The 13,538-nt window shown below is 40.5% G+C and carries 11 protein-coding genes and 1 riboswitch; of the genes, 7 read left to right on the forward strand and 4 right to left on the reverse strand.

Annotated features, from left to right (window positions below; genetic code table 11):
* Positions 1-103: 103 nt before the first annotated feature.
* The 7 genes from topA to DPF90_RS14895 all read left to right on the forward strand — a co-directional run bounded on the left by topA (position 104) and on the right by DPF90_RS14895 (position 10,168).
* The gene (gene topA / locus DPF90_RS14865) at positions 104-2,731 is read left to right on the forward strand and encodes a type I DNA topoisomerase (RefSeq protein ID WP_114787120.1); all 2,628 of its coding nucleotides are present in this window, start codon (positions 104-106) and stop codon (positions 2,729-2,731) included.
* A 341-nt stretch (positions 2,732-3,072) separates the two neighbouring features.
* Entirely contained in the window at positions 3,073-4,290 is a 1,218-nt protein-coding gene (gene glgC, locus DPF90_RS14870; protein ID WP_114787181.1) for a glucose-1-phosphate adenylyltransferase, read from the forward strand.
* Entirely contained in the window at positions 4,280-5,767 is a 1,488-nt protein-coding gene (gene glgA, locus DPF90_RS14875; protein WP_114787121.1) for a glycogen synthase GlgA, read from the forward strand. Before glgC ends, glgA begins: the two co-directional genes overlap by 11 nt.
* 96 nt (positions 5,768-5,863) lie before the next feature.
* Complete coding sequence (locus DPF90_RS14880) at positions 5,864-6,664, forward strand: alpha/beta fold hydrolase (protein ID WP_114787122.1); 801 nt, start codon at positions 5,864-5,866, stop codon at positions 6,662-6,664.
* Positions 6,665-7,155: 491 nt separating this feature from the next.
* Positions 7,156-7,989, forward strand: coding sequence for a LysR family transcriptional regulator (locus tag DPF90_RS14885; RefSeq protein ID WP_114787123.1), 834 nt, complete (start codon positions 7,156-7,158; stop codon positions 7,987-7,989).
* Positions 7,990-8,181: 192 nt separating this feature from the next.
* The gene (locus tag DPF90_RS14890) at positions 8,182-8,835 is read left to right on the forward strand and encodes a DUF1826 domain-containing protein (protein ID WP_114787124.1); all 654 of its coding nucleotides are present in this window, start codon (positions 8,182-8,184) and stop codon (positions 8,833-8,835) included.
* A gap of 247 nt (positions 8,836-9,082) precedes the next feature.
* On the forward strand, positions 9,083-10,168 hold the full coding sequence (locus tag DPF90_RS14895) for an endonuclease/exonuclease/phosphatase family protein (RefSeq protein ID WP_114787125.1): 1,086 nt from the start codon (positions 9,083-9,085) through the stop codon (positions 10,166-10,168).
* A gap of 40 nt (positions 10,169-10,208) precedes the next feature.
* Here DPF90_RS14895 and DPF90_RS14900 read toward each other — a convergent pair whose 3' ends face one another.
* The 4 genes from DPF90_RS14900 to purR all read right to left on the reverse strand — a co-directional run bounded on the left by DPF90_RS14900 (position 10,209) and on the right by purR (position 13,371).
* Positions 10,209-10,538 carry a putative signal transducing protein gene (locus DPF90_RS14900; RefSeq protein ID WP_114787126.1) on the reverse strand — a complete coding sequence of 110 codons (330 nt, stop codon included), beginning with the start codon at positions 10,536-10,538 and terminating at the stop codon, positions 10,209-10,211.
* A 2-nt stretch (positions 10,539-10,540) separates the two neighbouring features.
* The gene (locus DPF90_RS14905) at positions 10,541-11,230 is read right to left on the reverse strand and encodes a TVP38/TMEM64 family protein (protein ID WP_114787127.1); all 690 of its coding nucleotides are present in this window, start codon (positions 11,228-11,230) and stop codon (positions 10,541-10,543) included.
* Between the two features lie 123 nt (positions 11,231-11,353).
* Complete coding sequence (locus DPF90_RS14910; RefSeq protein WP_114787128.1) at positions 11,354-11,947, reverse strand: TfoX/Sxy family DNA transformation protein; 594 nt, start codon at positions 11,945-11,947, stop codon at positions 11,354-11,356.
* Positions 11,948-12,137: 190 nt separating this feature from the next.
* Positions 12,138-12,224, reverse strand: a riboswitch (cyclic di-GMP riboswitch).
* 139 nt (positions 12,225-12,363) lie between these two features.
* Complete coding sequence (gene purR / locus DPF90_RS14915) at positions 12,364-13,371, reverse strand: HTH-type transcriptional repressor PurR (protein WP_114787129.1); 1,008 nt, start codon at positions 13,369-13,371, stop codon at positions 12,364-12,366.
* Between the last annotated feature and the right edge of the window lie 167 nt (positions 13,372-13,538).

Here is a 13,538-nt window from a genome sequence, read left to right on the forward strand (position 1 = left end):
ATATTGATCTTCTGGATTTCTCACTCGATAGTAAAAAAGAATTAACATTTTAAGTATGCCGTGCGTTATGAGGCCGGGTCATATAAAGGACACTTGAGTCAATATGGGTAAGTCACTCGTTATTGTGGAGTCGCCAGCTAAGGCTAAAACCATCAATAAGTATTTAGGTAAGGACTTTATTGTAAAGTCCAGCGTGGGTCATGTGCGAGACCTACCTACGGCTGGTCAAAGTACTGGTCAAAAAGCAGCGGCAATCTCTACCAAAGGTTTGAGTGCGGAAGAAAAAGCTCGGATCAAAAAAGAAAAAGATCGTAAGGCGCTGATTAAAAAAATGGGTATCGACCCGTTTAACGGCTGGGAGCCTAACTATCAGATCTTACCGGGTAAAGAGAAAGTTGTTGCTGAGTTACAAAAATTAGCTAAGGATGCTGATAGTGTTTATCTCGCAACCGATTTGGACCGTGAGGGAGAGGCTATCGCTTGGCACCTTCGCGAGATCATCGGTGGGGATGGAGAGCGATACAAACGAGTAGTCTTTAACGAAATCACCAAAAACGCGATTCAGCAGGCTTTTGAAACACCTGGTGAGTTGAACATGGATGGTGTGAATGCTCAACAAGCTCGACGCTTCATGGACCGTGTTGTTGGTTTTATGGTCTCGCCGCTACTTTGGAAAAAAGTGGCACGTGGATTGTCTGCTGGGCGAGTACAATCCGTTGCTGTTAAGCTGCTTGTTGAACGAGAAAGAGAAATTAATGCTTTTATCCCAGAGGAATTCTGGGATATCCACGCAGATACTAAGACGGCAGATAAATCAGATTTTCGTCTTCAGGTAGCGCAAAAAGGCGGTGTAGCCTTTAAGCCAGAAAATGAGGCGCAAGCTCAGTCAGCTATATCAGTATTGGAAAATGCAGCTTATGAGGTTTGTAAGCGAGAGGACAGACCTACATCGAGCAAGCCTTCTGCACCTTTCATTACGTCGACCATGCAACAAGCGGCGAGTACACGTCTTGGTTATGGTGTGAAAAAAACCATGATGCTTGCCCAGCGCCTGTATGAAGCTGGTTATATTACTTATATGCGAACTGACTCGACAAATTTAAGCTCTGAGGCAGTCGAAGCTGCGCGCCAGTTTATTACAGACGAGTTTGGTGAACCATACTTGCCTGCTAAGCCAAATGTTTACGGAAGTAAGCAGGGAGCTCAGGAAGCGCATGAGGCAATACGTCCTTCAGATGTGTCAGTTAAGGCAGATGATTTGTCTGGTATGGAGGCTGATGCACACAAGCTTTACTCTCTAATATGGAATCAGTTTGTCGCTTGTCAAATGACACCAGCGAAATATGATTCTACAACAGTAAGTGTTAAAGCAGCCGAATATACTCTAAAGGCAAAAGGCCGAATTCTAAAGTTTGATGGATGGACTCGTGTTCAACGTCCGCTTGGAAAAAATGAAGACCAAATTCTTCCACCGGTACAAGTTGGCGACAAAATTGACTTGGTTAGCTTAGATCCCAAGCAACATTTTACCAAGCCACCTGCAAGATTTACCGAAGCCGCTTTAGTTAAAGAGCTTGAGAAGCGAGGAATAGGTCGCCCATCAACATATGCATCCATCATTTCTACCATTCAGGACCGTGGCTATGTGAAAGTAGATCAGCGTAGATTTTATGCTGAAAAAATGGGTGAGATTGTTACCGATCGTTTAGATGATAGCTTCCATGAGTTGATGAACTACGAGTTTACCTCTCGTATGGAAGAAAAGCTTGACCAAATCGCTGATGGAGAGGCTAACTGGAAGAAAGTGCTAGATAACTTTTTCGGTGACTTTTCGGGGGAGTTGGAAAAAGCAGAGTTGGATGAACAAGATGGCGGTATGAGACCGAACCATATTGTTTACACCGATATTGAGTGTCCAACATGTTCGCGAGAAATGGGCATTCGCACCGCTTCTACGGGTGTATTCTTAGGCTGTTCAGGCTATGCATTACCACCTAAAGAACGCTGTAAAACCACAATAAACCTAGGCGATGAAGAAGGCATAATCAACGTACTTGAAGAAGACGTTGAGACAGCTGCACTGCGTGCTAAAAAACGCTGTCCTATCTGTGAAACAGCGATGGATGCTTACTTAATCGACGACAAGCGTAAGCTACATGTTTGTGGTAATAATCCAAATTGTGAAGGTTATGTCGTAGAACACGGTGAGTTTACTGTAAAAGGTTACGATGGACCTGTAGTCGACTGCGATAAGTGTGGCAGTGATATGGTGCTGAAAAACGGGCGTTTTGGTAAGTACATGGATTGCACAAGTGAGTCATGTAAAAACACTCGTAAGATCCTTAAAAATGGTGAGGTAGCACCACCGAAAGAAGATCCAGTTCATTTTCCAGAGCTTCCATGTGAAAACTCAGATGCTTACTTTGTTCTAAGAGACGGTGCATCAGGGCTGTTTCTTGCTGCGAGTACTTTCCCTAAATCTCGTGAAACTCGCGCTCCACTAGTGGAAGAGTTGGTTAGGTTTAAAGATCGTATCTCTCCTAAGTTTCACTACTTAACTACCGCTCCAGAGAAGGATCCTGACGGGCGTTCTATGGTAGTTCGATTCAGCCGTAAATCGAAGGAGAATTACGTACGGTCAGAGATAGACGGTAAACCATCCGGATACACAGCTTTGTTCGTCGACGGTAAGTGGGAAATCACAGATAAGCGTAAAAAGTCAGTGAAGTAACGCTAAACAAAATGCACACGCCAAAGCAGCCACATTATGTGGCTGCTTTTTTATTGTTACAAAGTGAGCATCCAAGGATTTAAGGCTAGAGGTTGATCATACTCTGCGCGCCAACGCTCGGAGTATGACATGTTTTGAATTGTAAATTTATGGAAATGGGGTAAGTTATAGTAAACTGAGTGCATATTTCGTGACGCTTGAACATGATGTAATCGATGTACAGGGGCATAGATGCTGACTTATTTCGTATGTTTGTTCGGTGGCAAGTTTGTCAATTGAAAGATAGCGATAAACTTTGGAATGGGTACTTGTCCAAAGTATACGAGCATGGAGAGTATAGAATGGCTGGTGTGTTAGGAATGATCCTCGCGGGTGGAGAAGGCTCCCGTCTTCGCCCATTGACTGAACCTCGTAGCAAGCCTGCAGTACCATTTGGTGGAAGCTACCGCCTTATTGATTTTGCCCTGAATAATTTTGTTAATGCGGATTTAATGCGTATTTATGTATTAACGCAGTTCAAATCTCAATCGCTGTTTCATCATCTAAAAAAAGGTTGGAATATTAGTGGTATAACCGATCGATTTATTGATCCTATTCCTGCTCAAATGAGAACAGGGAAACGTTGGTATGAAGGCACTGCGGATGCAATATACCAAAACTTACGCTTTATGGAGTTAGCAGAACCGGAGCAAGTGTGTATTTTTGGTTCTGATCACATCTATAAAATGGATATTAAACAGGTTCTCGATTTTCATAAACAGAAACACGCTTCACTGACAGTCTCCGCACTTCGAGTCCCTCTCTCTGAGGCTTCAAGCTTCGGAGTGATTGAAATAGACGAAGACAATCGGATGATTGGTTTCGAAGAAAAGCCCACTTATCCTAAGTCTATACCTGGGGACCCAGAGCATGCGCTGGTTTCAATGGGTAACTATATATTTGAAGCTCAGCCTCTGTTCGCTGAGTTGATAGAAGATGCTGATAACCCAAGCTCTTCTCATGATTTTGGTAAGGATATTATTCCTAAAATGTTCCCTCGTGGAGATGTTTTTGTCTATGACTTTAGCCAGAATCGAATTCCTGGCGAGAAAGAAGCGGTTTATTGGCGAGATGTTGGGACGATTGATTCCTACTGGCAGGCTCATATGGATCTGCTGAAGAAAGATGCACCTTTTTCTCTCTATAACCGCAGTTGGCCACTGCATACCTTTTATCCCGCTTTACCACCTGCTACTTTCAGTGACTCTGACAATAGGCGAGTGCAAATCATAGATAGTTTAGTGTGCAACGGAAGCTATGTAAGGTGCTCACGGATAGAGAAATCTGTATTAGGTTTTCGGAGTAATATAGCTTCTGCTTGTGATATTAGCGAAAGTATCTTGATGGGTGATGTCAAGGTCGGTGAAGGCTGTGTGCTTCGTCGTGTCATCATAGATAAAAATGTGGATATTGCTCCTGACACCCGAATAGGCGTAGACCTAGAACAAGACAAGAAACGATTCCATGTTTCAGATGATGGTATTGTTGTTATTCCGAAAGGAGCGCGAGTTGGTTACTAGTAATTTGTCGGTTCTTTATGTTGCATCAGAAGTAGAAGGTTTAATCAAAAGTGGTGGTTTAGCGGATGTGGCAAGGGCTTTACCTGAGTCTCTAGTCGCTGTAGACCTGGACGTACGAATTACTTTACCAGCCTATCAACAAATCTCTCAGCTTGACGAAGCACAAGTCATATTAGACTCTCAACTCGAGCATTGGCCACGCACTGAATACAGGGTTTTGAAATTAAATGTATCAAACCTAGATGTCTATGCTATTGATTGTCCTAAGTATTTTAATCGCCCCGAAATGTATGCGGTAAGCAATCAAGCTTACAGTGACAATGGTGAGCGTTTTGCATTTTTTAGTGCAGCTTGCCTTGATATGTTACCTAAGCTGGGCTTTCGGCCAGATATCGTTCATGCCAATGACTGGCACACGGGGTTTGTACCCTACCTTCTAAAATACCGTTATAGGGAAATTAAGTTTTACTCTGAGATGAAGAGTGTCATCACGGTACACAACGCTGTATTCAAGGGCGTTTTTAGTTATGACGATCTTCTTTGCTTACCGGAGATGCAGACAAGGTATGCCCCTGATGCGGCGGTGAGTTCGACCCATGTCACAATGCTCAGGGCTGGGGTCATGACAGCTGACAAAATCACTGCAGTGAGTCCAACTTATGCAGAGGAGCTTAAGACTGAACTGGGTAGTCATGGAATGTCGAAGGAATTTAAATCGCGTGAGGAGGATTTAGTCGGCATTTTAAATGGTTGTGATTACTCTGTTTGGAGCCCCGTCACGGATCCTTACTTACCGGTCAGCTATCAAGCTAATCATGAGAGTATGACGAAAGGCAAACAAGCATGTAAACGTGCTTTACAAATCAAATTGGGGTTAGAGTGTACAGATATTGCAGTGTACGGAATGGTTTGCCGTTTAACCAACCAGAAGGGTATTCAGTATTTATTACCCATACTCGAGCGGTTCCTAAAGTATAAAGTACAGTTTGTTATGGTTGGCACAGGTGATCCAGAATTAGCGAGTAAGCTTATCGAGATTGAAATCAAGCATAGTGATCGATTTAAGTTTGTCGAGGCTTATAGCGAGGAACTTGCACACCTTATAGAAGCTGGCTCGGATGTATTTGTGATGCCATCAGAGTTTGAGCCTTGTGGATTAAATCAAATTTATAGTATGTCGTATGGCACTCTGCCTATTGTTCGAGGAGTAGGTGGGCTTAAAGATACAGTTCTTGATTATGCGTCAGATCCTAAGATTGCGACTGGTTTTATTTTTCATCAGCCTACATCGCGTGACTTGTTGCTAACACTGCAAGAATCCCTATTGCTCTATGAGCAGCAGCGTGACGAATTTAGCCGTGTTCAGCTTAATGCAATGAAGCAAAATTTCAGCTGGAGTATTGCCGCTGATCACTATTTGAGCTTATATAAAAGTATAGTGAATGAGTCGTATGGCTTAGCTATGTGCACAGCCTGATATCTGACATATTAATTGATTTTTTAGGAGTTATGAATGGTTTCATTTGTGATATATTGCACGGAATTGAATTTGTAATCGGATTTAATCTGAGCTATGACTCAAGAGCTACTTTTTCATAAGACCTATCTACATCCCACAAGTGATGAATGGGTTGTGTTCGTTCATGGAGCTGGAGGAAGCTCCTCTATCTGGTTCAAGCAAATTAAGGCTTATCGACAACACTTTAATTTGTTATTGGTCGATCTCCGCGGACATGGCCAGTCACGTCCGCTTATCAAAGATCTCATCTCAAATCGCTATACGTTTAAGTCAGTGACTGCAGATATACTTAAAGTTTTAGATCATCTAAAAATAGGATCGGCGCATTTTGTCGGTATGTCGCTCGGGACCATCATAGTAAGAAATTTAGCTGAAATGTCAGCAGATAGAGTTAAGTCTATGGTTTTAGGTGGTGCTGTCACCAGACTGAATACTCGTTCTCAGATACTGGCAAAATTGGGTAACTTATTTAAACACATAGTTCCATACATATGGTTGTATAGTCTATTCGCCTATATTGTTATGCCTCAAAAGGCGCAGAAAGAATCTCGTCATTTGTTTATTCGAGAAGCAAAAAAGCTTTGCCAGAAGGAGTTTAAACGTTGGTTTATTTTAACGACAGACGTGAATCCTCTTATGCGTTACTTTAAAGATAAAGAGTTACCTATTCCGACTCTCTACTTGATGGGAGAATTGGATTACATGTTTCTGACTCCTGTCAAAGAGATGGTTGCTGTCCATGACAGAAGTACTTTATTTGAGATCCCAAATTGTGGCCATGTATGCAATATTGAGCGTCCTGAAGTTTTTAACCAATATTCTATAGAGTTTATTCAAAGACTTTCACACCAATGATAGGTCTAGTCATTGCTATGATTGAATGATTTAAAAGTAAGTTCACCGTTTTATAGGATTGCTGATGATCTTCTGATGTAATCAACCTGCCAATATCTAGCGCAGCCCTCGTAAAGTTCACCGCCTAGTTAATTTTCTTTGATATGGTACCCATTTCTTCTTAATAATCAGATTTTTATATTTATTTTCTTGCATTTATACTAATTTTTGTTTTATCAATAGATGTGAGTGTTATTCGTTTGGCTTTATAAAACTGAAATTAAATCCTTTTATATCATATGTTTATATTTGAAGTGTAATTAAATTAACATATGTGTATATGATTTCTACTGAATGACCTATACATTCTAACTTATTGTTTATTAGAGGTTCTTAGTTACCCTGATGTACTAAAGTAGCGGTTGTACTTATTCATCATGCTTTTCTTGCTACTTGCTCTGGCTTTGAGTGAGTGTTTTTAATCTTCATTTATAGTTGGGTGGACTTACCTTATGCATCAATCTAAGTGTTTCATTGATTCAAAGTACCTATTAACACTGATAAAAGTGGCGAAATATCGTAGTGTAACCGCTGCTGCTGAGTCACTTTTTATGACTCAGCCTGCGGTATCTCAGCAAATAAAAAAAATTGAAAGTACAGTAGGTGTTGAAGTCTTTGATAGAAGGGGTGGTTTTGAGCTGACTCAACATGGAAAAATTCTTTTAGAGCATGCTAAAAAGATGCTAAGCATGAATGAAAGCTTATTTGAGCAGTTAAAGAGCGTTAACTTAGGTCGTCGACTTGATATTGCGGTGGAAGATGTATTTTGCCCTAGAGTCATCGAATGTATTTTGAAAGAGTTTAAAGCCTTGGATTATCGAGAACTTTCTTTTACCAGCTTCAGTCTTGAACACTGTCCTCCAGTGGAAGAATATGACCTTATATTTACGACAGAAAGGCTGCCGAAAGGTCGAGGGACATCTCATCACTTGGACACGGTTAGTCATAGTATTGTGCGTTCTAAAACTTGTTCTAGTTCTCCAACAAGAGTCGTCTTTTCAAGCACTTTGACTAAGTCATATGTCAGAAATGTACTCATGGATCATAAAATCCCACTGGATAATATTACTTATTGGCACGCTACGAGTTCTTCAACCCTCATAAATAGTGAGCTTGAATTACCCGGCACTGTGGTCGTATGCCCTGACTGGTCTGTGACAAGTGAAGGGTATGTAAAAACTCCCCTATCTCAGCTAATCAATATGTACGTGTGGAGTAGTGATAATGGAGTAACTAAAATTGCCTCATCTGATGTTCCAACACGCGCACTTCATCTACGTAAATAAGCTGAGTAACTGGCACTGAAGGTCAAAAATGTCGATTTTTAGTGTTAGTTACTTTTGTTCAATGTGATTGTTGATTTTTTGTTATGATATAACATATCATGTTTGGCGATGGTATTGATGGTGGTTACTTAACTTTTTTGATGTTAGGTATCCCATCTAATTGGGAAGTTCGTTTATAAATGGGGAGAGTTCATGCTTCAGGTTATGAAAACATCAACGGAATTAACAATGCCTATAGCGGAATCGCCAAGTGTATTGAGTGAAATATATCGAGATGAGCATAACATTGCTGTATGGGAACGAGACCTTCCTAATAAACTGATTCATGGTATCAAGCATATGTTGATTCATGAATCTAATTTGGCGTTAGTTCAAACAGTTACGTCTAGTAATGTAGACGACTGGATAATGCATAAGTTATCAAACCATGAATGTGCAGAGCCACTTGCTAAAGATATTGCGTTAATCGTTGATATGTTCTGTTGTTTGTTTGATTTGGGTGAAGCAGGGTTAAGACTCACTAGTATAAATAAACCTATGTGTCCAAAATTTCACGTTGATCATGTCCCTTGCCGTTTAGTTTCAACTTATACCGGTACTGCCACAGAATGGCATGGAAACGATGGTTTGGACCGCAGCAAATTGGGTGCCGGTAGCTTGGGGAAACCCGATCACTTGTCTGGTTTATATAGTGAACAGTCGGCAATAAACAGATTGTCTACTGGAGATGTAGCTTTGTTGAAGGGAAGTGGCTGGGAGGGGAATGAAAGTTGTGGTTTGGTACATCGTTCACCTCAGAACCTTAATCAAGAACCTAGACTCCTACTGACATTAGATATGGTTTAATCAGATAGTGACTTTCTTTTAGCAAATTAAAGAGTTTTATAAAGCCTTTCATTATACACTATCAACAGACTTCAACTTTCTTGAGGTGAGCTTATATAATTCCGGAAAGGTTTTATGTCAAAAATGAAATGATTAAATTCTTTCATGTTTAAAGATTATTTTTTTTCAACCTGAATTAAATTAATAAAGGTTCATGAACACAGTTTTATTTTTATTATGTCTATATAATCCTCTGATAGGATTTACTATGGATATGATAATGGAAGTCAACTCAAGTTTTTCACCCTCTGCTAGTACCAGAATGAATCGCTCAGAAAAAAGTTCGCATCAGCCGTCTTTTAATATTAAAAGAATATTTAACTGCTGTTTGCCTGAGCAAGAGTTAAACTCAAATGAAGAACACTTAAACAACTTGGAATATGGTGTTTTTGATAAGCCTAAGGTCGCTCATACTATCCAAGTTTTTACTCATAATAATGCGAACCAAACAATGAGTAGCGATATGTGTGAGTCGATTCTTACTAGTACATCAGATATTGTTTTTATATCTACGGAAGAAATGAAGAATCTTTCAGGAGTAATGAGAGAGACTATTAATGGGTCTAAGTATGTGATTGTCTATAATAGCGCCCAAAAAATGCTGACAGTCACCAAACCTAAAGAGCTGTTTTCCTTGTTCACCAATCCTGCATCAACCGCCCAGATTACACTGGTTAAAAAAGGGATAGCAGCACCTATTATTATTGACAAGTTAAATTATAGGGACGTGATTAATAATCCAAATAAAGGTGGAACTATCACTATACAAAGCATTGGTAGCATGAAAGTTGCCATGGTAAATATTCATCTTGACTCAAGAGATCAAGATGAAAGAAAAAAAGAAATAAGTGATTTGTTATGCAAAATTAATAATAAACATACTGACATAGATCATATTATTATTGCTGGTGACTTTAATACTCGAAATAGAAAAGTTGATGGGCGAATAGTTAGAGCATTGCAAGATAAAGAAAGTTTTAGATCTGAGCTGGGAGTTCTTCCTCAATATGAAATCACCTTGCCAATGATATCCTCACAGGAGAATACATATAAGTGGGAAGCAGGCTTAAATGCTGAGGCCAAGCAAGGCTCCAAAAGACAGAAAAACGGAGAAATGCAAACCGGGTACCTTGATGGCGTTGTCATTCTTACGCCAAAAGGCAAGATTAAAGATGAGACACTAAAGAAAAGTATAATCGTACCTGAGGGTAACTCTATTGTTGGACCTTCATATGGCAGTGATCATCGCTCAGTTAGTGCGAAGTTCGCAATAGAGAAGATACGTTCGTCCTAAAACATTGAAGCGAAAAAGAATAAAGCGCCTTTAAGGCGCTTTATTCATAGAAGTGAGATTCGTCTCTATTGATCTCGCTACATTTCCAACACAGCCCAAATTGCTGCTCATTGAGCTCTCCACATTGGGTGCACTGCCATTTTAAACCTGATAGTGTTTTTTGTGTATACTGTTCGATTATTGACAGCGCTTGTTCATGTTGACTGATATCCAAAAGCCAAACACAGGGTAAGGTACTATCATCGAAAGGAAGCTCTCCTTGTAGCCCTACGATTCCATCTCCTCTGACTTGGCAATGTATTCGCTGTGATTTTAGAAGTTCACAGACAATATGAACTTCTATTACATTAGCGGTTGAGAAAATTTTCAAAATTAACTCTCATTTTGAGTTTGTGTCGCTCCTTTGAATTTTCCCATCACCCATTTAGTGACTACTGGGAATAACCCAAGTAAAGCAAATGATAGTAACACAGGAACAGATACGATACCCGATAGGCTTTCTATTTGTGCCAATTGTGTGCCTGCGTTGAGATAAACCGCTGTACCCGGCAGCATTCCCAATTGGCTTACTAGGTAAAAACGAGCAGTAGATATTGGTGTTAGCCCCATTAGAAGGTTTATTAGGAAGAAGGGAAACACAGGTATTAGGCGAAGCGAAAATAAATAGAATGCCCCATCTCTAGCCACTCCGTCATTGATTGCTTTTAATTTGTCGCCAAACTTGGTTTGCACCCAATCGCGAAGTAAAAAACGACTGCTGAGAAAGGCGAGCGTCGCACCTATGGTGCTTGCAAAAGAGACAAGTAAAAGACTGGCCCAAAAGCCGAATAAAGCCGCACCCAGAAGCGTCACAACGGCAGCGCCTGGAATGGAGAAAGCAGTAATGGCGACATAGGCTAGAAAATAACTAATAGCAGCTAGTGCAAAGTTGTTATTTATAAACTCAGATAGCGAGGCTTGTTGCGCTTTAGCATTTTCTAAAGTGAGATATTGACCAAAGTTAATGCCAAGAAACACAATCAATCCGACGAGCAGAACTCCTAACACGAGTTTTTTATTCATAGAGGCTTCCTAAATATGAGTAAAGGGATATGAAAATAAGAACAGTTGAAAAGAAGTAAAATTTCAAACAGAAAATAAAAAAGCCAACCTAGTTGGCTGACTTGGTTTCAAAGCATGTTGTGATTAGCTATTAAGAAGGCTTTCTAACTCCGCTCTGCGAGTAGTAGGAATAACTGACCAATGTTTACCTTTTATTGCGCCTTCTAAAGCCCAGAGCAACTCAATTGACACCTCCGCAGAGTGCGTTGCCTGAATCGCCTTAAACGCCTTTACTGACCCTACTTGTTCTAAATTTTCGACGCTATTGATTCCGGCTTTCTTTAACATACGTTCTGTTGCCAGTCGAAGATTGGGTAAATCTTTAAGTCGAGTCGGCCTAGCTTTAGCTTGTGTCGTCTTTTCTTTCTTGGCCACTTCCAGAGAGCGATAGGCTAAAGAAACCGCTCGCTCTTCACAAGATGCAATGTCATCAGTTAACGCAAAGTATTTTGTAACGACGGGGAACCCACGTTTTTTATATACGTACGGCGTTAAGCCCTCAGTTTTAAATTGATTGGCTAGTTTGTCATCGGCACGGATGTGTAGCTTATCGTTAACGACTAATGCGAACATTATGTCGTCTGCGAAGATGCCGAATCCGCCGAACATTGAGCGCGATTTTATCTGACCAAGCTGATCAAAAAGTCGCATCGATTCTTTAAGTATTGGTTTATCCATGCTGTTTTATCTCGGTGTATATTTTATTATACGCCACCAAAGTCAGGTCCGAGAGATTAGCAAAATAATGCAGGTAAAATGTTGATAAAGAAGTCATACATTTTTTAGAACAAACACATTTGGTTACCGAAACATCAAATCACCAGTCCATGTATTGTTTTAAACGGTATGATAGTTTGCATTTTTGCCCATCGGCAACTCCGCTACCTTTCAGTTCCCTGAGTCAGGCCGGAAGCTTTGCGTCCCACTCTTTCGAGATGGTTTGCCCTGTTCGTGGCATTAGTCGAACGATTCAAGAATAAATAAGATTTGAGGTAAGTATCACATCATGATTGTATAAGTGTGATGCTGCTCCAAATATTTTGTGTTAAAATGATAGATTCGGCTAATAGTTTAACTTATCAGCCGATTTGTATTCATTCACTTAGATTGTAAACCGTATCACGAACCACAATCTCTGGGTGCATTTCGAAAACACGCTTATCATGCTCTTTATCTTTGATACGTTCCAAAAGAATTTCAAACGCATTTTTACCCACGCGACGTTTAGGTTGATGCACAGTAGTAAGTGGTGGAGAGAAGTATTCAGCGAGCTCTATATTGTCATAGCCAATAACTGAAATCTGTTCAGGTATTTGAATTCCTTTTTGCTGCAGTCTGCTCATTAGACCAAGAGCCATAGTATCATTGAAACAAAAGACAGCCGTTGGTTTGTTATCCATTACGACAATTTTATCTGCGGCTAGCACGGCAGTGTCGCATTCGAAGTTGCCTTCGAGAATCCAGTCCTCGTTAATTTTTAGGTTAGCTTCACTCATTGCTCTGCGAAAACCTTGTATACGTTCTTGGCACGCTGCTTTCTCAAAGTGTCCACTAAGACATGCGATATCTTTATGACCGTGATCAATTAGGAATTTTGTTGCTAGATAGCCGCCTTCTTCGGAGTTATCGATTATTTTATCGGCTTGAGAACTTTCTGGCCCCCAGTCCATGATGACTTTAGGAATATCCTTTTGGCGGTCAAGCATTTCACTGAGTTCTTCGGTTAGGTCGGAACACATTACCAGAATACCATCAACACGTTTTTCGGCGAGCATACGTATATAATCGCGTTGCTTCTCATATATGCCACCAGTGTTACATAGTATGAGAGTGTAGCCTTGGCGGTAGCAATAGCTCTCTACACCATCGATGACTTCAGAAAAGAAAAGATTAGTAGATTGAGTGACAAGCATGCCAATAGTACGGGTACTGTTACACTTTAGGCTTCTCGCTACAGCGCTTGGAGCGTAGTTTAATTCAGTCACTGCCTCCATCACTTTTTCTTGAGTTGCTTCAGCAACAAAGCGCGTTTTATTTATTACATGAGAAACTGTCGTTGTAGATACGCCGGCTAAGCGTGCTACGTCTTTGATAGTGGCCATAAGGTTCTGTCCTGTCGATGACTGCCGTGAACTTGCATCAAAAATTTGTGTAAGTGGGCAGTAAGTATCAGAAACACAAAAACCGCCCTATTTAGCGGTTTATCTCTAGTTCTGTCAGTTTTTATCGTTTTCGTTCTCGATTTTATATCGCAAAGGCTTTAAGGGCA

It is taken from the genome of Vibrio tetraodonis, from assembly GCF_003350295.1.
Lineage (GTDB): Bacteria > Pseudomonadota > Gammaproteobacteria > Enterobacterales > Vibrionaceae > Vibrio > Vibrio tetraodonis.